At 61.1% G+C, this 24,091-nt stretch carries 17 protein-coding genes; 8 read left to right on the forward strand and 9 right to left on the reverse strand.

The features are described from left to right. Positions 1–47: 47 nt before the first annotated feature. Both rsgA and O3649_RS07135 read left to right on the forward strand, forming a co-directional pair. Positions 48–1,268, forward strand: a complete 1,221-nt coding sequence (gene rsgA, locus O3649_RS07130; RefSeq protein ID WP_371573504.1) for a ribosome small subunit-dependent GTPase A — start codon at positions 48–50, stop codon at positions 1,266–1,268. Between the two features lie 238 nt (positions 1,269–1,506). Next, the gene (locus tag O3649_RS07135; protein ID WP_371573506.1) at positions 1,507–3,684 is read left to right on the forward strand and encodes a S9 family peptidase; all 2,178 of its coding nucleotides are present in this window, start codon (positions 1,507–1,509) and stop codon (positions 3,682–3,684) included. Positions 3,685–4,143: 459 nt separating this feature from the next. Here the strand turns inward: O3649_RS07135 and gatB are convergent, their stop codons facing one another. From gatB to O3649_RS07180, 9 genes are all read right to left on the reverse strand, one after another. Further along, positions 4,144–5,649, reverse strand: a complete 1,506-nt coding sequence (gene gatB, locus O3649_RS07140) for an Asp-tRNA(Asn)/Glu-tRNA(Gln) amidotransferase subunit GatB (protein ID WP_005507019.1) — start codon at positions 5,647–5,649, stop codon at positions 4,144–4,146. Beyond that, positions 5,649–7,253, reverse strand: coding sequence for an Asp-tRNA(Asn)/Glu-tRNA(Gln) amidotransferase subunit GatA (gatA, locus tag O3649_RS07145; RefSeq protein ID WP_371573508.1), 1,605 nt, complete (start codon positions 7,251–7,253; stop codon positions 5,649–5,651). Before gatA ends, gatB begins: the two co-directional genes overlap by 1 nt. A 15-nt stretch (positions 7,254–7,268) precedes the next feature. Then, complete coding sequence (gene gatC / locus O3649_RS07150; protein WP_005507016.1) at positions 7,269–7,565, reverse strand: Asp-tRNA(Asn)/Glu-tRNA(Gln) amidotransferase subunit GatC; 297 nt, start codon at positions 7,563–7,565, stop codon at positions 7,269–7,271. Between the two features lie 215 nt (positions 7,566–7,780). Then, positions 7,781–8,539, reverse strand: coding sequence for a transglycosylase family protein (locus O3649_RS07155; RefSeq protein ID WP_371573510.1), 759 nt, complete (start codon positions 8,537–8,539; stop codon positions 7,781–7,783). Positions 8,540–9,235: 696 nt separating this feature from the next. After that, the gene (ligA, locus tag O3649_RS07160) at positions 9,236–11,467 is read right to left on the reverse strand and encodes an NAD-dependent DNA ligase LigA (protein ID WP_371573512.1); all 2,232 of its coding nucleotides are present in this window, start codon (positions 11,465–11,467) and stop codon (positions 9,236–9,238) included. A gap of 223 nt (positions 11,468–11,690) precedes the next feature. Next, positions 11,691–12,584 (reverse strand): PP2C family serine/threonine-protein phosphatase, encoded by an 894-nt coding sequence (locus O3649_RS07165; RefSeq protein ID WP_070819074.1) that lies wholly within the window; start codon positions 12,582–12,584, stop codon positions 11,691–11,693. Then, positions 12,581–13,732, reverse strand: a complete 1,152-nt coding sequence (locus O3649_RS07170; RefSeq protein WP_005508852.1) for an adenylate/guanylate cyclase domain-containing protein — start codon at positions 13,730–13,732, stop codon at positions 12,581–12,583. Before O3649_RS07170 ends, O3649_RS07165 begins: the two co-directional genes overlap by 4 nt. Positions 13,733–14,057: 325 nt before the next feature. Then, positions 14,058–14,546 (reverse strand): hypothetical protein, encoded by a 489-nt coding sequence (locus tag O3649_RS07175; protein ID WP_005508853.1) that lies wholly within the window; start codon positions 14,544–14,546, stop codon positions 14,058–14,060. A gap of 107 nt (positions 14,547–14,653) precedes the next feature. Then, the gene (locus O3649_RS07180; RefSeq protein WP_294633606.1) at positions 14,654–15,583 is read right to left on the reverse strand and encodes a biotin--[acetyl-CoA-carboxylase] ligase; all 930 of its coding nucleotides are present in this window, start codon (positions 15,581–15,583) and stop codon (positions 14,654–14,656) included. Positions 15,584–15,826: 243 nt separating this feature from the next. Between O3649_RS07180 and O3649_RS07185 the strand changes: the two genes are divergently transcribed. The 6 genes from O3649_RS07185 to O3649_RS07210 all read left to right on the forward strand — a co-directional run. Further along, positions 15,827–16,108, forward strand: coding sequence for a YciI family protein (locus O3649_RS07185; RefSeq protein WP_005507003.1), 282 nt, complete (start codon positions 15,827–15,829; stop codon positions 16,106–16,108). A 325-nt stretch (positions 16,109–16,433) separates the two neighbouring features. Then, a complete protein-coding gene (locus O3649_RS07190) occupies positions 16,434–18,035 on the forward strand; it encodes an acyl-CoA carboxylase subunit beta (protein WP_005507002.1) in 1,602 nt (533 codons plus the stop codon). A gap of 72 nt (positions 18,036–18,107) precedes the next feature. After that, positions 18,108–18,497 carry an acyl-CoA carboxylase subunit epsilon gene (locus tag O3649_RS07195; protein ID WP_371573516.1) on the forward strand — a complete coding sequence of 130 codons (390 nt, stop codon included), beginning with the start codon at positions 18,108–18,110 and terminating at the stop codon, positions 18,495–18,497. A 298-nt stretch (positions 18,498–18,795) separates the two neighbouring features. Further along, the gene (locus O3649_RS07200; protein ID WP_294633602.1) at positions 18,796–19,884 is read left to right on the forward strand and encodes a restriction endonuclease; all 1,089 of its coding nucleotides are present in this window, start codon (positions 18,796–18,798) and stop codon (positions 19,882–19,884) included. A 464-nt stretch (positions 19,885–20,348) separates the two neighbouring features. Further along, entirely contained in the window at positions 20,349–22,760 is a 2,412-nt protein-coding gene (locus tag O3649_RS07205; protein WP_294633600.1) for a restriction endonuclease, read from the forward strand. A 231-nt stretch (positions 22,761–22,991) separates the two neighbouring features. Then, a partial coding sequence (locus tag O3649_RS07210) for a DUF885 domain-containing protein (RefSeq protein ID WP_371573518.1) occupies positions 22,992–24,091 on the forward strand: 1,100 nt, incomplete at its 3' end.

Here is a 24,091-nt window from a genome sequence, read left to right on the forward strand (position 1 = left end):
TTTACTCACCCGCTATCCGGGCGCCGCAACCAAGAAAGACTATTCCTGTGACCATTGCTCCCGCTTCATACACCTTAGAGACTCTAGGGTTCGACCCCTCCTGGCAGGGTTCAGCAATCCGCGCCGCGTTCACCCTCGGCGGTACCCTCGAAAACTTTACCCTCGCCCGTGTCAGCGCCGTGCACCGCACCCGCTGCGAGCTACTGACCTGCGAGCGGGGTGAGCTCGTGAAGCTCTCCGCGCCGCTGCGTCCGGTTGAGAATGACTACGGCGAAGAAGAGTACCCCGTCGTCGGCGACTGGGTACTCACCCAGCCCATCCCCGGAACTGGCGGTGCAGCCCAGCCCGCGGAGCACAAACCCCTCGCGATACTGCCCCGGCGAAGCTACCTCACCCGACCCAGCGCCACCCGAGAATCCGCGGATCAGCCTGTCGCCGCCAACGTGGATATGCTCTGCATCGTTGAGCCCTGCTTCCCCGAGCCGTCCATTGGGCGAATTGAACGTTACACCGCCCTGGCGCACGCTTCCGGGGTGCAGGTCGCGCTGATTCTCACCAAGGGTGACCTAGTAACGGCCGAACAGCTCGCCAGCTATCGGGAGTCTCTGGGTGGCGGCGTGGATATGGTACTTACCGTCTGCACGGACAACGGCTACGACCCCGCCCCGGTGGCGGAGCTTGTCGCCGGACGCACCGCCGCGTTCCTGGGCCGTAGCGGCGCAGGAAAATCCACCCTGGTCAACGCCCTGCTCAACCCCGGAGTTGACCCCCGCGAGGATAGCCAAGAACATCAGGTGCAGGTCACCTCCACGGTCCGAGATGCTGACGGCAAAGGGCGCCACACCACCACCAGCCGCCAGATGCTTGTTTTACCCGGTGCGGAAGGCTCAAGCGAAGGAGACGCAACCAACGCAAAATCATCATCTGGCACGGTGCTGATCGACACTCCGGGCGTGCGAGCCCTAGCCGCAACGAGCGATAGCGCCGCGATTGACGAAACCTTCGATGACGTCTCCGGTTACGCTTCCGTCTGCCGGTACAGCGACTGCTCCCACGGCTCCGAACCCGGATGCGCGGTACAGCAGGCGCTCGCCGACGGCGCTCTCGACCCCGAGCGCTTCGAACGCTACCGCAGGATGATAGCCGAATCCGCGCGTCTACGCCTGCGCTCTCAAGAACGTGAGTACAGGCAAAGTAACCGTGCCTTCACGAAGGCGAATAAGGCGGGCCGCCGCACCCTCATGTCCATTAAGGGGCGCGCTAACTAGCCACTGAACGCGCACGTTGCGGCGAGGCTTCGGTGAGACTTCAGCTGGGCTTCCACAGGCTGAGCCGGGCGACCCCGCACAAGCCGCAATATAGTAGCCTGCCTCACTCTTCGATACACTAGAACTAGGCGTGCCCACAGTCCCCCGCGCACTCTCACCGCCACCCGGCGGCACAGGAACGCGGGCGCAGACGGCACACACCATTCACAAACCCATAACTCATGAAAGAGGTGGCAGCATGGCTGAACAGAACCTCACCCCGCCCGTACCGAAGAAGGTCGAGCACCGCCGCGAACACCACGGCGACGTCTTCATCGACCACTACGAATGGCTCCGCGACAAGGAAAGCGAAGAGGTCCTCAACTACCTCAAGGCAGAAGCCGAATACACCGAAGCTGTCACCGCAGACCAGCAGCCCCTCCGCGAATCCATCTTCAACGAAATCAAGGGCCGCACCCTGCTGTCAGATCTGACCGTCCCGAACCGTATCGGTGACTGGTGGTACTACAGCCGCATGGTGCCCGGCGGTCAGTACCCCGTCTTCTACCGCTACCCCGCCCTGCACGAAGGCGACGAGGTGGTGCGCTACACCCCGCCGACCGTCACCCCCGGCGAAGTACTCGAGGGTGAAGTCGTCATCCTCGACTGCAACGAATACGCCAAGGACATGGAGTTCTTCTCCCTCGGCAGCTTCCAGCCCGCACGTAACGGCAAGCTGCTGAGCATCTCCGTGGACGAAAAGGGCGACGAACGCTACGAGCAGCGCTTCCTCAACATGGAAACCGGCGCCTTCCTCGAAGACACCATCCCCAACATTGCGGCGGGCTCCTTCTTCATCAACCACGCCGAACAGCTCATCTACCTCGTCCCCGACGAGTCGTGGCGCCCCTGGCGTGTCTACGTGCACGACGTCGGACAGGGCACCGAAGACCACCTGATCTATGAGGAACCGGACAACACCATGTGGCTCGGCGCCGCCATGAGCTCCGACCGTTCCTCCGTGGTCATTACCAGCTCCAACTCCGAGTACACGGAGGTGCGCCTCATCCCCACCCGCGAACCCAAGGGCGAGCCGACCCTGCTCATCCCCAAGAGCGCGGGCATCGAATACTACGCCGAGCCGCTCAACATTGCCGGCGAACAGCACCTGCTGATTCAGCACGACTACAATGCGCTGAACTCCGAGCTGGTCCTCGCAGACATGCCGCGCGAAGGTGAAAGCCTCGAAGAGTACGCGCAGCGTTGGGTACCCGTCATCCGCCACAGCGAACACGTACGCCTGGAGGGCTTCACCTTCACCGCAACGCACCTGGTCGTCACCGCCCGCGCGGACACCACCACCCGCATCTTCCTCGCACCGCGTGAGCAGCTGCCCATCCAGTGGCGCCGCCGCCGCCCCGCCGGCGTGACCTTCATGGAGCCTGCCGGCTTCGACGAGGAACTGTACACCGCCTCCGTGCTGCGTGCGGAGAACTACTCCCCCGTGCTGCGCATCGCCTACACCTCGTACCTGACGCCGCGCCGCGTCTACGACTACTTCCCCATGTCGCAGACCCTGCTGCTGCGCCGTGAAACCCCGGTACTCGGCGGCTACAACCGCGAGGACTACCGCGCCTACCGCGACTGGGCACCGGCGGAGGACGGCACGCTCATCCCAATCTCGGTGATTCACCGCGCCGACCTGGACATGAGCAAGCCACACCCGGTCATCCAGTACGGTTACGGCTCGTACGAGTCGTCCATGGACCCGATGTTCTCCATCCCGATGCTGTCGATCCTGGACCGCGGCGTCATCTACGTCATCGCACATATTCGCGGCGGCGGCGAGATGGGCCGCTCCTGGTACCAGAACGGCAAGAAGCTCGCGAAGAAGAATACCTTCACCGACTTCGTGGACGTCACCAGCTACATTGCGGCTAAGCCGTGGGCTGATGAGGCGCGTATCGGCTGCTACGGCGGTAGCGCCGGCGGCCTGCTCATGGGCGCCGTCGTGAACCTCGCCCCCGAAAAGTACGCCGCCTGCCTGGCTGCCGTACCGTTCGTGGATGCGCTGACCACCATCCTCGACCCGGAGCTACCGCTGTCGGCAATGGAGTGGGAAGAGTGGGGCAACCCGATTGAGGACCCGGAAGTGTACGCCTACATGAAGTCGTACACCCCGTACGAGAATATCCGCCCGGTCCGCTACCCGGCGATTGCTGCAGTAACGAGCCTGCACGACACCCGCGTGCTCTACGTGGAGCCCGCGAAGTGGGTTGCGGCGCTGCGTGAGCAGATTAACCCGTCGTCGCCGGTGCCGCTGCTGAAGATTGACATGTCGGGCGGTCACGGTGGTGGTTCCGGCAGGTATACGCGTTGGCGTGAAATCGCCTGGGATTACGCGTTCCTGCTGACTAACCTCGGCGTCGCTGAGTAACTCATCTCTTAAATAGAACGCTCCGTCTGTATCGAGTGATACGGACGGAGCGTTCTTCGTTTTCGTTCTGAGTATGAGGGCCGGTGTTCGTCCTCGTTCCTCCCCTCACCAAGCAGGGGCGGGACGCCGCATATTTCCTCCGCGCCTACGCAGGGGCACCCGTCACCCGGACGCTCCGCCCTCTCCTCGCTCCGCATCGGAGAGCGTCCGTGTGACACCCTGAGGGCGCATCCGGAAAACGCGGCCGCACCCGCACAGTACCCCAGCGAGGAAAGGCGGTATCGTCCGAAAGTGACATCAGGGTGCCCGAAGCGAAGCGAGGGCGGGTTCCCTGTAGGAACGAGGACGAATACCGCTTTCCGGGCGCAATCCAAGCGGAACAAGGAAACGCGAAAGAGGCGCCGCCTCCCACCTCGGGAGACGACGCCTCTTTCGTTAGAGCCGGGTCAGCGGAAAAGCTTAGCCTTCCACGCCGCACTCAGCCAGAATCAGCTCACGCACGCGGGCGGCGTCAGCCTGACCGCGGGTAGCCTTCATGACCTGACCGACGATAGCGCCAGCAGCCTGAACCTTACCGGCGCGAATCTTGTCGGCAACGTCGGGCATTGCTGCCAGTGCCTCCTGGACGGCTGCGGTGAGCGCGCCGTCGTCAGAGACCACGGCGAGGCCGCGTGCCTCAACGATTTCGGCGGGGGTGCCTTCACCGGCGAGGACGAACTCGAGCACCTGGCGGGCGATCTTGTCGTTGATCTTGCCTTCGGAGATGAGCGCTTCGAGGGCAACCACGGTTGCGGGCTCCACGCCGAGGGCGGTGAGCTCAACTTCAGCCTGCTTTGCGCGGCGGGCGATTTCGCCCATCCACCACTTGCGGGCTGCTGCTGCGGTTGCGCCTGCGGCGACGGTCTCTTCGATAACGTCGAGTGCGCCAGCGTTGACTACGTCGCGGAACTCTTCGTCAGAGTAGCCCCACTCACCCTTGAGGCGGCGGCGGCGTTCTGCCGGGGGTTCGGGCAGTTCGGCGCGCAGACGCTCAATCCATTCGCTGTTGGTGACGACCGGTACGAGGTCCGGTTCGGGGAAGTAACGGTAGTCGTCAGCGTCGGACTTGGGGCGACCCGAGGAGGTTTCGCGGGTGTCTTCGTGCCAGTGGCGGGTCTCCTGGGTGACCTTTTCGCCGCGTTCGAGGATCGCTGCGTGGCGGCGAATCTCGTAGCGGACGGCGCGCTCGACGGAACGGAGGGAGTTCACGTTCTTGGTTTCGGAGCGGGTGCCGAACTTCTCTGCGCCCTTGGGCATGAGGGAGACGTTGGCGTCGCATCGGACGTTACCGCGTTCCATGCGGGCGTCGGAGATACCGAGGGAGCGGACGATGTCGCGGATTGCGGCAACGTAGGCGCGTGCCAGTTCGGGTGCACGCTCGCCGGCACCGACGATGGGTCGGGTGACGATCTCAATCAGGGGCACGCCTGCGCGGTTGTAGTCGACCAGGGAGGAGGTTGCACCCTGGATTCGGCCGTCTGCGCCGCCGACGTGGGTGAGCTTGCCTGCGTCTTCTTCCATGTGAGCGCGCTCAATTTCGACGGTGAAGATGGTGCCGTCTTCGAGCTCGACGTCCAGGGAGCCGTTTTCCGCGATGGGGCCGCCAGCCTGGGAGGTCTGGAAGTTCTTCGGGGAGTCCGGGTAGAAGTAGTTCTTGCGGGCGAAGTAGGACTTGTCTGCGATGTCGCAGCCCAGTGCCAGGCCGAGCTTGATGGCGGACTCAACAGCGGTCTTGTTCACCATGGGCAGCGCGCCGGGCAGGCCGAGCGATACGGGGGTGACGTTGGTGTTGGGTTCGTCGCCGAACTCGTTGGGTGCAGAGTCGAACATCTTGGTTTTGGTGTTCAGTTCGACGTGCACCTCGAAGCCGAGGACCGGGTCGTACTTTTCGATGGCTTCTTCGAAGCTGAGGACTTCTTCACTCATTACTTGGTTCCCCCAAAGTCAAAGTCGCGGATCAGAGTTTCGGTGTCGGGCAGGCTCTTGTAGAGCGGTGCGCCCCATTTTGCGGTGAGCAGTTCTTCCAGTGCTGCGCCGACGCGGTAGAGGCGTGCGTCTTCGCGTGCGGGTGCGGTGAACTGGATGCCGACGGGCAGGTTGTTCTCTTCGGAGAGGCCGCCGGGCAGGGAGAGCGCCGGGACGCCTGCCAGGTTGACGGGTACGGTTGCGACGTCGCCCAGGTACATTGCCATGGGGTCGCCTTCGGTCTTCTCGCCGAGCTTGAACGCGGTGGAGGGCGCGGTCGGGGAGATGAGCACATCGCACTTTTCGAATGCTGCTGCGTAGTCGCGCTGGATGAGGGTGCGCACGCGCAGTGCGGCGCCGTAGTAGGCGTCGTAGTTACCTGCGGACAGTGCGTAGGTGCCGAGGATGATACGGCGCTTCACCTCGTGGCCGAAGCCGGCGGCGCGGGTGGCGGCCATGACTCGCTCGATGGTGACGGGGCCGTCCTCGGGCACGACGCGCAGGCCGTAGCGCACGCCGTCGTAGCGTGCCAGGTTGGAGGACACCTCGGAGGACATGATCATGTAGTAGGCGCTGATGGCCTCGGTGACGGAGGGCAGGGAGACCTCAACGACCTCTGCGCCTGCGGCACGTAGCTCTTCGACGGATTCGCGGAAGCGCGCGAGCACGCCTGCTTCGAAGCCTTCGCCGTCGCCGCCGCCGAGCTCCTTGATGACGCCGACGCGCAGGCCGGAGAGGTCACCCTTGCGGGCTGCTTCTGCGCCTGCCTTGGCTTCTTCAACGAAGTTGCCGGGCTCATCGGGCAGGGAGGTTGCGTCGAGCGGGTCGTGGCCTGCGATTGCTTCGTGGAGCAGCGCGGTGTCCAGGACGGTGCGGGCGACGGGGCCTACCTGGTCGAGGGAGGACGCCATCGCGATGACGCCGTAACGGGAGACGGAGCCGTAGGTGGGCTTGACGCCGACGCTACCGGTCAGTGCTGCGGGCTGGCGGATGGAGCCGCCGGTATCGGTGCCGAGCGCCAGGGGTGCCTGGAAGGCGGTGACGGCTGCTGCGGAGCCGCCGCCGGAGCCGCCGGGTGCGCGGTCGAGTGCCCAGGGGTTGCGGACTACGCCGAACGCGGAGTGCTCGTTGGAGGAGCCCATTGCGAATTCGTCGAGGTTGGTCTTGCCGAGGATGGGCATGCGTGCTTCGCGGACCTTGCGGGTGACGGTGCCGTCGTAGGGGCTCATCCAGCCTTCGAGCATGCGGGATGCTGCGGTGGTGGGCTGGCCCTTGGTGACGATGAGGTCCTTGACGGCGATGGGTACGCCTGCGAGCGGGGGCAGTTCCTTGCCTGCTGCGCGGTCTGCGTCCACTGCTGCTGCGGTGGCGAGTGCTTCTTCGGCGTTGATGTGCAGGAAGGCGTTGAGGCCGTTCTTGCCGTCTGCTCGGTTGTCGCTCAGGGGTGCGCCGTCGGTGGCTGCGATGCGGTCCAGGTGTGCCTGGGTGAGCTCGACGGAGGTGATTTCGCCGGATGCGAGCTTTTCTGCTGCTTCTGCGGCGGTGAGCTGGATCAGTTCGTTCACTTGGTTGTTCTCCTCTTAGTCTTCGTCGAGGATTGCCGGCACGCGGAACTTGCCGTCCTGTGCGTCGGGGGCGCCGGAGAGCGCCTCTTCCTGGGTGAGGGTGGTGACGGGCACGTCTTCGCGGAAGACGTTCTCGAGGGGGATGGGGTGGCTGGTCGCGGGGATGTCGGCAGTTGCTTTCTGCGACATGGTCTCAACGGATGCGACGATGACGTCCAGCTCAGACGCCATCGCGGTGAGTTCTTCATCGGTCATCTCAATGAGTGCCAGCGATGCCAGGTGCTTTACCTGTTCAAAGGTGATGGCAGACATGGTTCTCCCGTAGTTTGTTTTCTTGTCTCTTCTCTAGTGTAGTGGAGGTTGCGTTTTCCGTCTCATTGGGGGTTGGAGGGTTTACCTGCTGGTTTGCGTGGTCAGGCGGTGTTATCCTCCCCTGTTTTCGGGTTAAATGCTCAACGCCCCGCTCCTCGTGTGAGGTGCGGGGCGTTGGGCTACAACGTGTCCACGTTACGCTTGAGGGTTAATCCTTAGGCGGGGATGGTCAGAACCTGGCCGGGGAAGATCAGGTCAACGTTGTAGATGATGTCGGTGTTCGCAGCTGCGATTGCCTGGTAGCCGCCTGCAACGCCGAGCTTTGCAGCGATCAGCGAGAGGGAGTCACCGGGAACCACGGTGTAGGTGCCTGCTGCAGCCTTGGGAGCTGCGACGGGTGCTGCGGGTGCCTCAGCTGCCGGTGCTGCCGCGGGAGCTGCGGGTGCCTCAACTGCGGGTGCAGCGGGTGCTACCGGTGCAGCGGGAGCTGCTGCAGGTGCCTCAACTGCTGCGGGTGCAGCCTGAGCTGCAGGAGCTGCGGGTGCAACCTGTGCCGCGGGTGCGGTGTAGGTCTGCTGGGTCTGCGACTGTGCAGCCACGGTGGTGGTGGGCTCGGTGTAGGTGGGAGCTGCGCCGGTCTTGCCGTAGAGGCCAAGCTTAGCGGAGCATGCGGGCCATGCGCCCCAGCCCTGGATAGCGAGCAGACGCTCGCCAGCCTCGATCTGCTGTGCACGGGAAGCGGTCGCGGGGGAGCCGGACATGCCGACGCCGTTCCAGGACTGCTGGGTGAACTGCAGACCGCCGTAGAAGCCGTTACCGGTGTTGATGGACCAGTTGCCACCGGACTCGCACTGTGCCAGTGCGTCCCAGGTAGCACCGTCTACTGCGTTTGCAGCGGGCATCGACATGGTAGCTGCTACAGCGCCACCGATGGCGAGAGCTGCTGCGGTACGACGAATGGAAGTGTTCTTCATAATGCTCCTTGGGGCCGTCCCCGCTCGTTCCGTCCCCGGAACTCTAGCGCGCCGCCGCTCACCCTTTGATAACGAAGTAGGTTACTCATATTCTGGCTCTACCATGTGAGCGGCTCTCCACCGATTTCATGTCACCGTGAGCGATTCTGCACTTATGTGCGGAATCCGGGTGGCACTTCCTCGATGGGGACGTGCGGTAGAACCGGGCATCGTTTCAAGCATTCCAAGCTTGAAACCACACAGGTGATTCTCTTGCGAGAATCCATCTGGTCTCAAAGATAGCCGAGGTTTTTTATGATTCCAACCCGATTTCAAGTTCACAGCGAACGTCCCGGGTTCTCCCAGGGTTCTTCCAGGTTAAAAGTGCAGGAAACATTATTTAAGACCTTGAGCCCCGCGCGCCTTAAGGGTTTCACCCCGGAATTTCGGGGTTTTCTAGGGGTTTAACTCGGATGCGCTCCCCCGCCGAGTTTTCCGATTCGGGGTTGATGGGCGCCACCTTTAAGGGTTTTGAACAGCGTGTAAATATTTTTTAAATATTTCTTCGCTTTGGGAGTGTTTTAAGGCGCTTCCGCCTTAAAAGCTGTGGTAATTATAAATGCCAGAAATTGGCATTCAGACCCTGAAGCACGCACTCCAGAGCCTGAATGCTCTATATATTGCAGGGGTCAGATTCAGGTGCCCCCACTACCGGGTCTACTCGGCGGTAGCCTCAACAGCCTCCGGGCCACCCTCGAGCAGGGCGGTGAAGCCCTCCTCATCCAGTACCTTCAGGCCCAGCTGCTGAGCCTTATCCAGCTTCGAGCCGGCGTTCGCGCCAGCAACCACAAAGTGGGTCCTCTTAGACACCGAGGCGGATGCCTTACCGCCTCGAGAAATAATGGCTTCCTTCGCGCCGTCACGGGTGTAACCGTTCAGCGTGCCGGTCACGACCACGGTCAAGCCCTCCAGGGTGCGTTCCACGGACTCGTCACGAGTATCTTCCATGCGCACACCGGCGGCAGCCCAGGAGTCCACAACCTCAGCGTGCCAGTCCTCGGCGAACCACTCAATAATCGAATCGGCAATCGTGGTGCCCACACCATCCACAGCGGCAAGGCGTTCACGATCAGCCTCGCGGATCGCCTGCATCGAACCGAACTCCGCGGCGAGCGCGCGGGCAGCGGTCGGGCCCACGTGGCGAATCGAAAGGGCAACCAGCACGCGCCACAGCGGCTGCTGTTTTGCCTTCTCCAGCTCGGCGAAGAGGTTCAGCGTATTCTTCGTGGGCTTTGGCTCGGGGCGTGCCTTGGTCGGCTTGGTGTAGAAGTAGGGCACGCGCTCCATCTTTCCGGTGCCCACTCCCTTGACCTTCTTCTCACGCTCGATGGTGACCTCGCGTAGGTCCTCAATGTTGAGGCTGAACAGGTGCGCCTCAGTCGTTAGCGGAGGGGTGGGCGGGGTTGCGGGGCTGGTGAGTGCCTTTGCTGCTTCGAAGCCGAGCGCCTCAATGTCGAAGGCGCCGCGGCTTGCCGCATAATACACGCGCTCGGTCAGCTGCGCCGGGCAGGAGCGCGGGTTGGTGCAGCGCAGGTCCACGTCGCCTTCCTTACCGGGGGCGAGGGGCGAACCGCAGGAGGGACATTCGGTGGGCATGACGAACTCACGTTCGGTGCCGTCACGTAGGGCAACCACGGGGGCGACGATCTCGGGGATCACGTCGCCTGCCTTGCGCAGCACCACGGTGTCTCCGATGAGCACGCCCTTAGCTTTGACCACGTCCTGGTTGTGCAGGGTGGCGCGTTCCACGGTCGAGCCAGAGACGAACACGGGCTCCATGACGCCGTAGGGGGTCACGCGGCCGGTGCGTCCCACATCCACGCGGATGTCCAGCAGCTTGGTGTGTACCTCTTCGGGCGGGTACTTGTACGCCACCGCCCAGCGCGGCACGCGGGAGGTGTAGCCCAGCTGAGCCTGGGTCGCGAAGTCGTTGACCTTAATGACGATGCCGTCAATCTCGTGCACCAGAGAGTGGCGCTGCTCGCCGTACTTGTTAATGAAGTCGAACACCGCCTCGGTGTTGGCGGCAATTTCACTGTAGGGGCTCACAGGCAGGCCCCAGGAAGCGAGCAGATCGTAGGCCTCGTACTGGGTAGCAATATCCAGGCCGGTGCGCGAACCGATGCCGTGCACGTACATGCTCAGCGGGCGCGAGGCGGTAATCGCCGCGTCCTTCTGGCGCAGCGAGCCTGCCGCGGCGTTACGCGGGTTCGCGAAGGGGTTCTTGCCGGCGGCAATCATGGACTCGTTGAGCTTCTCAAAATCGGCGGAGAAGATGAACACTTCGCCACGGATTTCAATCTCTTCGGGGTGGTTTTCGCCGGTCAGCTGCTGCGGGATGCTCGCAATGGTGCGCACGTTGTGGGTGACGTCTTCGCCGGTGATGCCGTCGCCGCGGGTTGCCGCGCGTACGAGGGTGCCGTTGCGGTAGAGCAGGTTCACAGCCAGGCCGTCGATCTTCAGCTCGGTCAGCCACTGCGGTGCGCTACCGGTGAGGTTCCGGGCGCTCTCTTCGGTCTTGGTCAGCCAGGCGCGCAGCTCTTCGAAGGAGAAGACGTCCTCGAGGGAGTACATGCGTTGCAGGTGGGTGACGGGGGCGAAGGCCTCGATGGCCTCGCCGCCGACTTCCTGGGTGGGCGAGTCGTTGGCGATGATGAGCGGGTGCTCCGCCTCAATGATTTCGAGGCGGCGGTAGAGCTTATCGTACTCGGCGTCAGAGAGGAAGGGCGCATCCTCGTTGTAGTAGGCGCGGCGGGCGGCACGAATCTTATCGGTCAGTTCCGCGTACTCAGCACGCAGGGCCTCGGTAATCTCCACGGAGTTTTCTGCGGGGCTCTCTGCTCGAGTCTCGGCGGGGACAGTCTGCTGGGTGGTGTTGTTCTCAGTCACCCGTCCAGTCTAGCGTTTTTGCTCCGCCTCTCCCCTATCGCTCGTCATATTGCTCAGGTTCCGCCAGCGCAAACACTGGCGCAAGAGTACCGTAGCTACTTCCCAGATTGCGCTCCTCTGTTTTTCACGCGGATGCAGTTCACCCCCGCCTCCTCCAGGCACTCGCACGAGTACCCGAAGAGAGCGGGGGTGAATCACAGAGTATAACGTTTAGGCTTCGAGTTTAGGCTTCGACAGTGTCGGCAACAATCACCGTAATGTTGTCACGGCCGCCCGAGCGTAGCGCCTCATGCTGAAGAACGTCAGCGGCATCCTGCGGGTGGCGAATCGAAGTGAGCACACGCGCCATGTACTCGTGCGAAAGCTCACCGGAAAGACCATCGGAGCAGAGCATCAGGCGGTCACCCGGACGAGCGGGCAGAACCCAGAAGTCCGGCTCCCAGTAGTTACCGGTACCCAGCGCACGGGTAATCACGTTGCGGCGCGGGTGGGTCAGCGCCTCCAGGGCGGTAATCTGACCTTCATCGACCAGGTACTGCACCTCGGAGTGGTCGCTAGTGACCTGCTCCAGCGAGGCGGAGCCCTCGGAACCGGGCAGCTTCTCCATGGCGGAGTGGTGAATACCTTCGTCCTCACGCAGCAGGCGGTAGGTGCGGGAGTCACCCACGTTGAAGATAACCCACAGGTTACGGTCGCCAATGCGAGTCAACCAGGCACCCGTCACAGTCGTACCGCCGGAGCGGGAAAGCGCCTGCTTAATCTCCTCGTTGGTTTCGCCAATGATGTCGTGCAGACGGTTGAGGGTGCCCACAATTTCGTTGTTGAGCAGGGTGTTCGCGCGGCGGCGGCGCTTGGTGGGGTCTTCCTCGTCAATAGCGGCGAGACGCTCAGCATATGCCTGCTGTTCCTCTTCGCTACGGCCACCGGGCATGGTGAAGAAGGGCGAGTAGGCGAGCTGACGCACGCACAGGCGCGAAGCAACCTCGCCCGCCTCGTGGCCTCCCATGCCGTCCGCGACCACGCAAAGGGAACCGGCGACGACCATCGAATCTTCGTTATTTTCTCGATGTGCGCCGCGGTGCGTTGCACCACCGGTACGTAGTTTCAGTTCAGTCATGAGAGGTCTATCTCCATTGTGTAGTTCACGCGACGAGTCACCGCCACGGGGTCTACGTTACCAAAGCTTCTAACATTTCGCGTTCCCTGAGAGGTGAGATTGTAGCGATTTCCCACCTGTCGGAGCGTGTTTGCTGTCTCATTATCGGTCAGCACGGTACCCGGTTCAGCCAGGGAAACCAGGCGAGCAGCCAGGTTCACGCTGGAGCCGTACACATCACCGCGGTTAGCCAGGACCTCACCCCAGATGAAGGCGACGCGAGAGTCCGGCAGTTGCGGGTCAGCACCGATTTTTTCGGACAGACGCAGGCTAATCTCTGCGATAGCGTCCGGAGTTTCGGTGAGGAAGAAAACTTCGTCACCGAGGGTCTTAATAATGCGGCCACCCAGGGGTGCGATAACGTCCAGGCAGCTCTGCTCAAAGTGGTTGATGAGCTGAGAAAGTGCCGCTGCATCCAGGTTACGCACCAGGGAGGTGTAGGAGACCAGATCCACGAATCCCACGCCGCGCACCAGGGGCAGGCGGGAGAGGCCGGAGGTGGTCACGTTGTTTTCGCGCAATCCCAGGCGCAGGATTCCGGCGTACATCTGACGGCGATATGCGTACAGCGCCAGACGCTCGAGAACCTCAAGGTAGCGTGGGAAGTCTTTAAGAAGCTTGCGGCGGGCATCATTATCGCTGAGGTTTTCGGTGACCATGATGTTGTGCACGAGCGCCTCAATCTGCCAGGCGACGGTGCGGTCGGTCAGTTGACCTTCGGCGCGCACGAGGGATGCCACATATTCCATGCGGATGTCGCCTTCTGCGTCCAACTTCTGTAGGTCGGCGAGCATCTGCACGTCTGTTTCAGTGAAGTAGGGCGAGTGGTTGGGAATCGTCGGGAAGCCCATGTTGTGCCAGATGCGCTGGGCGGTTTCGAAGGGAAGTCCGGCGCATTCTGCGGCTTCTACGGGGGTGTAGCGGCGACCCTGTCCCAGGAGCGACTTTTCGAGGGCTCGGATTCCTGCTTTGGATTCCTCGTCGCGGTAGATATTATTCTGCGCGAGATTCTGCAGGATTTTGAGGTTGAGCATTTGGGTTTCGGGGCCCATGGTGGCGCCGGTGTCCTGCGGAGAGTGCGCAGGTTCATGGCGGTCTGCCGTGCTCATTGCCGCTGCCGTTCCTTTCATCCCTGCCGGAAAATACTGTCTGGTTTACACCGTGGTGGCGCTAGGTTACGTGGTACACCGTTGTGCTCTGCGGGTTTCGCATTGCCTCACTGCGATGATGCTCACCGTGTAGCGCCTTGTTAATATACCCCTCCGCCGTGGTGTTTGGGTCACAAAAGCGCCCGCACCCCCGGATAGTTTAGTGGAGTAATTCACATTTAAGAATACTCTAGTCCGCATTTTTTCGGCAGATTTAGCGGCGAGTTTAGGCTCTGAGCCACTCCGACGGTTCCCTCCCCAACTCGGTTGCAGAGGCGATGAAGCCCTAAATATAGCGAGCGCGCAGGGCGTAGTAGTCGCGTCGGGCGGCTTTAATTTCTTTTTCAAAGCGCTTGGGATCGGGCACGTAGGTCAGGCGGTGGTGCACCCCGCGGCACACCACGTACACCGACCCGTACCCCAGCCAGGCTCCCGGACCGGGTTGTTTTGCCCAGCGCTCCCCCATGGAGTCCAGGTAGAGCGACTCATCTCCGCTGCGGGTCATGATGCCGCGGCGCACCACGAGCCGGTGGGTGGTCAGCAGGTAGTAGGTGGTTGCCCAACGCCAGGCGGTGCGCACGGCACCGAGCAGGGTACCTACCGCACAGATTGTGCCGAGAGTCCACAGAATCGGTGAGGACCGTGCCGTGGAGGCGAAGGTTGACGCGGCGATTGCAACCAGCAGGTAGGCAAGCGTGGGCAGCAGGGCACCGTAGTGCTGTCGGGTCGCAATGATGACATGCTCACCGGGGTTGAGTTTTCCGCGCAAACGCATGGTGGTCCTTAGCTGTGCTGGTTGTTGTATTCCGGCTGGAGGCGCCGGTTGAGGTGGTGTGGGTTGAGGGGTGTTGCCGTGCCGGGCTGAAATTTTAGGGGCTGCTTCTAGTGTGCCTGCTGAAAATCTCCGTAGCTACCGTTGGCGGGGCGAAGGTGCTCAATATCGCCCACCGCGTAGGGCTCTAGGGTTCCGTCCTCGCGGCGGATGAGGATGCGCCCCTGCGCGTCGAGGTCTTCGGCAACACCTTCTACGGTGCTTCCGTCGGGCAGACTCATGCGCACGCTGGCGCCGAGAGTGGCGGTGGCGGCGCGCGCCTGGTCAAGCAGGCTGAGGCTATCAGGGGTGAGCGGGTCGGGGCGTTCCGGGTCGCCGCCGGCGCGCACGAAGGCGCGGTAGCGGCGAGCGAAGATGCCGAGCAGTCGGGTGAGGACCTCGGATGAGTCGATGACCTGCCCGGTGCACAGGCTCAGGCTCGTGGCGGTGGGTACGGGCAGCTGTTCGGCGGACATATTCGTATTCTGACCGATGCCCACGATGATGCTGCGCTGCCCCTCGGTAGCGCCGCTTTCAGGGACGAGCTGGGCGAGGATTCCGCAGCCTTTGGCTCCCTGCGCGATGACGTCGTTGGGCCATTTGAGGGCGGCGTCCACGCCGTAGCCGCGCCAAATATCGACCACGCTGAGCCCGGCGATGAGGGTCAGCCAGTGGTAGCTGCCTTCGGGGAGTTCTCGGGCGAGCGGGTCGGTGGAGGCATGCGGGCGCACCACGATACTCGCGGCGAGGCAGGCCCCGGGAGGTGCGGTCCAGGCTCGGGCGAGGCGGCCGCGTCCGGCACTTTGGTAGAGGCTGGCGTAGATGGAGAGTTCACCGAGCTGTTCTCGTTCGGGGTCGGTGCCGTCCATGAGCAGTTCGCGGGCACGGGTGGTGGTGGAATCCACCTGATCGTAGAGGTTCACGCTGGAGTATCCCGAGTCCAGCGCGGTGGTGCGGATGCGGGGAGCATCCAAAACCGAATGATCACTCTGGGTGCTCATATCCTTCTCCATGGCATGTGCCTTTCTGCGCTATCTGAATCAGCTCTGCGATACGCCGACCCGCTATCAACTCGCCGCCATAATCAGCCAGTTTCTGCCGAGTCACGTTGATTTCTCACCATATCAATTTCTTGCCGCCGGTGATGCCCACCCGGTACCCGAGACGGTACATTAGACAGTGAGGGTGCATCAAGCACCGACCGGCTGCGGAGGTTCCTCCGCCCTGCTCGAAAGAAGACCGCTATGGCTTATTACGCAATCACTTACGTTTACGCAGCTCCCGAGGAGCAGGCGAAGTACCGTCCGGCTCACCGCGAGTACCTTGGTTCGCAGATTGAGGCGGGCAACCTGATCGTTTCCGGTCCTCTGCTGGACGGCGAGACCCCCGCTGGCGCTCTGCTGATTGCAAAGGTTGATTCCGCTGAGGCCGCCGAAAAAATCGTGGCTAACGACCCGATGAACGTTGGTGGCGCGGTTCTGTCTCACACCGTGACCGAGTGGAACCCGGTTCTGGGCACCATCTAAGGTCGAGCACCGCTTCACGCTGGAAAAGCTTGAACGTAAACCCCCTTTCCGTCGACAAGGATTGCCGGCGCGAGAGGGGGTTTTCTGCGCTCTTTTGAGCCACTCTTTCGTACTTTTCGTTTACTATATGCACCTTCTTGGGTACTGAGTGCATAAAAGTGTATCTAGTGTTGATATTCTGGCTTCTCACCTGGCATATGTGCCCTAGTTCGCACTATAGTTGAGGGATATGCACATTGTTCAAGAGCGCTCTTCGGGGCCTTCTGAACAACCATCACCGCAACCACTGGCTCCCGACGATCGGGTGGAGCAGGAACGAGGAATAATGTCCGAGAACCTCCAGCAGGAATTTGATTTGAGCACCACCGCCGGCAAGCTCGCTGATTTTTATGCACGTCGAGAGCGCAGCTTCGCGCCCAGCGGTGAGGCAGCTATCGAGAAGCAGCACGCACGCGGCAAGAACACCGCCCGCGAGCGCATCGAGATGCTTTTGGACGAGGGTTCTTTCGTTGAGTTTGATGCCCTCGCCCGCCACCGCACCACCGCATTCGGCATGGAGGCGAAGAAGCCCCTGGGTGACGGTTTGGTCTCCGGTTACGGCACCGTGGATGGTCGCCTGGTTGCCGTGTACTCTCAGGATTTCACCGTGTACGGTGGTTCCCTCTCGCAGGTGAACGGCGAGAAGATTGTGAAGGTGCAGAAGTTCGCTCTGAAGAACGGCTGCCCGGTCATCGGCATTAATGATGGTGGTGGCGCCCGCATTCAGGAGGGCGTGGCTTCCCTGGCGATGTTTGCCGATATTTTCCGTATGAACGTGCGCGCCTCCGGTGTGGTTCCGCAGATTTCTGTCATTATGGGCCCCTGCGCTGGCGGTGCCGCGTACTCCCCCGCTCTGACTGACTACATCATCATGGTGGATAAGACTTCGCACATGTTCATTACCGGCCCGGATGTCATTAAGACCGTGACCGGCGAGGATGTGGACATGGAAACCCTCGGTGGTGCGCGTCAGCACAACTCGGTGACCGGTACCAGCACCTACCTGGCTGAGGATGAAGAAGACGCGTTCGATTTTGTGCGTGAGCTTCTGGAGTTCCTGCCCTCGAACAACCTTGCTGAGCCCCTGCCCCTGGAGCACGACCAGGAGCCCGTGGTGACGGTAGACGATCTGGACCTGGACACCCTGATCCCGGATTCGGCAAACCAGCCTTATGACATGCGCGCGGTCATTGAGTCCGTGGTGGATGACGGCCACTTCCTCGAGATGCAGGCGCTGTACGCCCCGAACGTGATGATTGGTTACGCCCGCGTTGAGGGCCGCACGGTCGGTATTGTGGCGAACCAGCCGATGCAGTTCGCCGGCTGCCTGGACATTTCTGCATCCGAGAAGGCTGCCCGTTTCGTGCGCCATTGCGATGCGTTCAACATTCCGATTCTGACTTTTGTGGATGTTCCCGGCTTCCTACCCGGCACTGATCAGGAGTTCAACGGCATTATTCGCCGCGGCGCTAAGCTGCTCTACGCTTACGCGGAGGCGACCGTTCCGCTGGTTACCGTCATTACCCGTAAGGCATACGGCGGTGCATACATTGTGATGGGTTCGAAGAAGCTGGGCGCCGATATTAACCTGGCATGGCCCACCGCACAGATTGGTGTGATGGGTGCTCAGGGTGCGGTGAACATTCTGTACCGTCGCGAGCTGGCTGCTCTGGCGGCTGAGGGCGGCGACGTTGAGGCTCGCCGCGCCGAGCTGATTGCCAAGTATGAGGAAGAGCTGCTGAACCCGTACCAGGCTGCTGAGCTGGGTTACATTGACGAGGTTATTGCCCCGAGCGAGACTCGCGTGCGCATCATTTCTTCGCTGCGTGCCCTGCACGATAAGCGTGCGGCAACCCCGGCAAAGAAGCACGGCAACATCCCGCTGTAGGCTTCCGTTGTGCCCGCACCATTTGTGGTGCGGGCATTCCCAGGATTTTAGGTTTTCTAAGGAGGCGAGCCTTTGGCTGGCTACAATCCGCTGAGTTATTTCTCGTTCGGCAAGAAGAAGGACAGTTCGGAGGCTGCTGAGAGCCCAGAGCAGCTTGAGCGTAGCTCCGCACGTTCTTCTGCGCGCGCGGCTACCGCACCCAGCGTCGCGAAGGACTCCGTTCAGTCTTCGGTAGATACTGACACTGAGCAGGAGCCGCTGCTGAAGGTAGTGAAGGGCTCCCCCACCCCGGAGGAGATTGCCGCCCTAACCGCTGTGGTGGCGATGATGCAGGCGAACGCCACAAAGCAGGAGCAGAGCTCGCTGATGGGTGCTGCTTCGCGCATCTTGAACCGCGGTCAGCGCCTGGGTGTTTCGTTGCGTCCGGGCCCCGGTTCGTGGAGGCGCGCTCGCCCCAGGTAACGCGAGCTGACAACTCTGCTTCTTATATTCCCGTCACGCCGGTTGGTGTGGCGGGAATATATTGTTTTGCTTCAAATTCAAGATTTATATTGCGTTATTCAACATCTAATGCGCTGATTCTTGTGGTTTTGTCATATTAGAAACGATAAAGTCATGATGATACGTACTGATGCTACGATGTATATACCGTCACATTAGTGTTAATAAATTGGCAGGGACCATGGCAAAGATGCTGAATAAAAACCATAGGCCCCCACCGGATGTCTATATCGCGCTTCTGTTGCCGACGCTACGGCGCTTGTCGAAGACTGTGCCTCGCACCGCCGCCTATGTTAGTGAGCAGTTGCGGCAGCAGACTAAGGCATTGGGGTCGAAGAAGAACCTACCCGATCTTGAATCCACCGATTTTGCGGTGGCTGTGCGTACCACCTTGAAAATCTTGGTGGCGCTTCGTTATGCCCAGTTAATGCCTCGTCTAACCCCGTGGGAGAAGAGGAAGTACCTGCTCACTCCTCTGGGTGCCGAGCTGACCTGCACACCGCATCTGCACGGTTCGGTGCCGCCGCGTGTGGTGAAGCAGGTGCAGGCTCTGTGCGCTCAGAGTTTGACGGCGAGGACGACGAAGAAGCTCAAGAAGCAGGCGAATGCACTCCTGGCGACTGCGGAGGCGGAGCATCATCTCATTTTTGGTGCTTCTGATGGTGATGCAATCACCGGTATGGAGCCGTTCCTCCCTGCTACCGATACCGGGGAAACCATCTCCGCCCATAAGGCAACCGGTGCGGAGCATCTTGCACATGCGTTGAATTCTGCGGGTACTGCCGAGACCTGGCCCGTGGGTCAGTCTCCTATGGATATTATTTTGCGTGCCAGCGATTCACCGGTTATTCATGCTCAGGCGGAATTTGCTGAGCACTTTACGCAGGATTTAATTCAGCATATTCACGCGGTGACTCCGGAATATTTTGAGCAGATTGTTGCCGATATTTTTACGGCTCTTGGTTTTAGTACCGAGGTAACCGGCGGTGCCGACGATAAGGGTGTGGATGTGATTGCCCGCTACTCTGACGGTCTGGATTTCGCGCCGATTTATATTCAGGTGAAGCACTATTGCGGAACCATGAAGGTCACTCCTAACGAGATTCAGAAGCTTGCCGGTGCGGTGCTTCTGCACGGCGGTTTGCAGGGTGTTTTGGTGACTTGCGGTGCTTTTGCGCAGCCGGTGCCTGAGTATTTGCAGGGTTTGCCGGGGGCACGCAATATTGCTCTGGTTGATCAGCATCAGCTGGTGGAGCTGATGATTCGTCACCGTGTGGGCGTGCTTGATGGTGAGGGCGAGTGCGGTTATCGCATTGACGAGGAGTATTTTGCCCGCGGCATGGAGTAGCCGGGGGTATTTTGGGGTGAGCGTTTCACTCTGAACGTCTCTGCTCTTTGCACATTCCCACGTTATTTCACTAAATGTATTTTCACTTTTCCATGAGGATATTTTTCATATATCGGCTGGTTTTAGAAATCTAGGTTATTTCTTGAACCAGCCGATACAATGAGAGGGTAATGCGTTATATATTCTTCGCATTATTTCACGAAGTGTATATACCCGTGACGGTATCAGCGCTTCACCCTAATTTATAGCGTTCTTTTCTGAAGTGTTCGTCATTGAAGACGGTACGTGAGCGGAACGGGCTGAGAAATCCGCCTTTCCTGCTTCTCTTCACGAGGGGTTACCAAAGTGTCGACCCAAAAATAAAGATGGTGTCGCCCAGTATTGTGTGAATATTTTCCCGCTCGAATGACTGCACTTTATGAAGAATGCCCGCACGATAAATAACACCAGATAAGGAGCCCGGCGTGGCTTTTGTGAATAAAACAATGCTCCATATCGACCATTCCGAATTGCACTCTCTGCAGCAGGAAACCTCGTGGGAGGCCCTACCCGAGGAAGCACGCACTCTCAGCGTTGCGGCGGCTTTCTCTCTGCTCCGCCATTTTGAGCGCGCTCAGGACCGTGGCGAGAAGGTTTTCTTCCCCGATATGTACACTCCCGTAGGTGTGGACCTGGGTTTCAACATGACTCAGCGTTTCATTGCGGTCGGTGACAATGTTCTCTTCCGTGAGGCGCTCAATAAGCTGATTGCGGCGCTGGTCAACGCTGACTATCTTGAGGTGTCCCTCAGCCAGCTGCATCCGGGCAACCTGCACTACACCCTCAGCGAGGCTGGCCGTGAACTTTTGGGTACCCCGAAGGAACAGCAGGCGCAGGCTCTTCTGCCGGTCCTGCCCCTCCTCAGCGGCGTGTACCTCTACTACCTGAAGCAGTTCTACCCGGTTCTGCTCTCGCATATTACGGTGCGTGAGCTTCTGCCCATCGTCCTGAGTGTTACCCCGGCCTATCCCGCGGCGGCTCCCGTGAAGATTCGTGAGCTGGTGCTGCGCGAGTGCGGTTTTGTGCAGGGCTGGTACGGCCTGTCGTACCTGGAGCAGCGCATTGTTGAGCCGGTGATTGCTCAGGCGCTGAGCCTGCTGACCCGTGAGGGCTACCTGCGCACCAAGACGATTCACGAGCACACGGATTCTCCGCTGACTCTGTACTCGCTGTCGCCTTCGGCGAAGGAACTGGTGACCCGCCACGAGGAGACCGGCGTGCCGGCGAGCGAGCTGAGCTCCGTGCTGGCGTCGGTGAAGGATGAGGGCACCTCGATTACCGCCGAGGATATTTCCGCAACCGATGCTCTGCTGACTCATATGGGCGTTCTTCTGCTCAATACCCTCAACGACCACGGTGCCGATGTGGAGCTGAGCCTTCCGAGTCTGGAGCAGGTCTTTGACCGCGATGAGCGTATTCAGCAGGCGTCCTCAAACCCCTATTTTGCGCAGATTGACGCGCAGGATTACATCTACGATGTGCTGATTGCCCACCATTACCTGTCCGAGCGTGAGACCGTCTACTCGTTGGGTTCCGCGCTTGCGCCTGCCCTGGCGCAGATGGCTGAGCCGAGCATTCAGAAGCTGGTGGCTTCGGCGCTGCTGGATCCTGCCGCTGTGGACGCTCTGCCGTACCCGCACCAGCTGCTTCACCCGATTCTGAAGCTTGTGGAGGAGAGCCCGCGCATCTCCTACTACGACATTTACGATGAGCTGAAGCTCGCCCTGGACATCCCGTATCTGCAGGGTGAGGTCGCTCCGCACCGTTACAAGCTGACCCCGCGTCTGCGTAACCGCTATTCGGTGGCGATGCACGTGCTGAAGGGCGAGCGCTACCTGAATGCTCTGCGTGAGGGTACCGGTCGTACTTCCCGTAAGAACCCGGAGCGTTATGAGCTGAGCGAGGCAGGCAAGGAACTGCTGAAGCGCTTCCCGGAGGGTGCTCCGGAGGCTGTGACCGCCCGCATGGCGCCGCTGCCGCCGCAGTCGCTCAAGCACAAGCTGCCTCAGGATATTGCGGCTGAGCTGCAGGCTCGTGAGGAGGCTCTTCAGGCGGCAAAGGAGGCGCGCGCAGCGGAGCGTCAGGCTCGCCTGGCGGCTCGTGAGGGTGCTTCGCGTGAGCCGTTGGCTCCGGTGCCGGGTGCTTCTCCGGCGTTGCTGGCGCGTCCGGCTGGTTCGCCGGTGGCGGCCTCCGCGCAGGTGCCGGTTGAGGTTCCGGTTGCACCGGTCGCTGCTGCACCGATCGCTACTGCCCCCGCCCAGCCGGTTGTTTCCGCTCCGGCTGTTTCGACTGCTGAGCCGTCGGCCGCTCTGCAGGTTGCTGCCGCCCAGGTGCGTGAGGCTCTGAAGCGTTACCGTCAGGTCTTCCGCCGTGAGGCTCTGGCCCCCGCCCTGGCGCAGGTGTCCGAGGAACGTTTCCGCCGTATTGGTTTCGATCTGTTCCTGATGCGCGGCTACACCGTGGAGGCTCTGGAGGCTCAGGGCGTGGACGGCGTGGCAACCCCCGCCACCGGAGAAAAAGAACGCGCATTCTACGTGCGTACTCTGCGCCCGGCAGCTAACGGCGTGCTGTCCGCGAGCGTTCAGCCGCAGGATATTACCGCGTTCTTCCTGGCGATTCACGCCCGCGGCGGTCAGCTCGGTACCTTCATCACGAACGCACCGTTCAGCGATGAGGCGTACGACGAGTTCATCCGCTGCTCGACCAAATACCCGAACATTCTGGTGGATTTGGTGTCCGGCGATGAGCTGCAGGACCGCCTCATTGCGCACCGCCTCGGCGTGGTCGAGGGCACGAACGGCCTGCTGGAACTCAACGGCGAATACTTCGCCAGCTAAGTCGCCAGCTAGCAGCTTGTAACCCATCTGGGTGGCGCCCCGGTCTTCCTCTCCTGCACGTTCAGGAGGGAGAAAGCCGGGGCGTTTTCGCACCTGAGCCCCGGTGAGTTGTCCACAGGTGAGCCTTTTTCCTCGCATTCGGTGCCGCTCAGCCCGTAATATTGCCGGTTTAAGCGAGCTAAATCACCGAAAATCGTGGTTGAAGGCACACCCCTGAGTTAGGATATGAACATGAGCACTTACCAGGAACTTCCCAGCATCTACCGATTGAAGCGCTCGCTGACCGACGTCGATCAGATTGCTAACGAATATTTTGAAAAGGTCCTCGACCTGAACCCCGTCCATGCAACCGAGCTTGGTCGCAAAGGCGTAGAGACCCTGTACCCCGACTACTCGCCCGCCGGCGAGAAGGCTTTCGCGCGCCTTGCAAAGAAGACTTTGAAGAAGGTCGATAACGTCCTGCCTATTGATGACGTTGACCTGGTCACCCTGGATGCTCTGCAGGAGCGCCTGAGCCTGTACCGCAAGCAGCACAAGGCTGGCTTTGGTGGCTGGCAGATGAACAATATTGCCTCCGTCCCGCAGGAGGTACGCTCGGTCTTCGACCTGATGAAGCGCAACACCCAGCAGGACTGGGAGCACATTATTGGTCGTATGCACCGCGTGACCGAGGCGCTGGAGGGCTACATCCAGACCCTTGAAGCAGCTCGTGAAGAGGGCAAGGTCGCCCCGCGCCGTCAGGTGGATATTGTCATTGAGCAGACCGCCGCGTACTACGCTCCCGGTGGTTTCTTTGACGAGCTTGCCGCTGAGGTCGCCGAGGCTGTCCCCTCGCTGAAGGATGAGGCTGCCGCAGGTGCCGAGGCCGCAAAGGAAGGCTACCGCCGCCTCAACAGCTACCTGGTGGAGAAGTTGCAGCCGGTCGCTCCCTCCCGCGACGCTGTGGGCCGTAAGGCGTACAGCCTGCACTCCCGTTCGTTCCTGGGTACCACCATTGACCTGGACGAAACCTACGCCTGGGGCGTGAAGGAGCTGGAGAGCATTATCGCTCGTCAGCGTGAGGTTGCCGAGGAGATTGAGCCTGGCGCAAGCATTGAGCGTGCGAAGCAGCTGCTCGATGAAGATCCGGCACGTCAGCTACACGGCACCGATGAGCTGAAGGCGTGGATGCAGAAGCTCGCAGACGCCGCCGTGGAGAACCTGGCGGGTAGCCACTTTGAAATTGGCGGCCCCATGCGCCGTATTGAGTGCTGCATTGCACCCACGAACGAGGGCGGTATTTACTACACCGGCCCCTCCCCCGATTTCTCGCGTCCTGGCCGCATGTGGTG

Origin of the sequence: Rothia sp. 27098_8_29 (assembly GCF_041432785.1) — a bacterium.
Classification (GTDB): Bacteria; Actinomycetota; Actinomycetes; order Actinomycetales; family Micrococcaceae; genus Rothia; species Rothia mucilaginosa.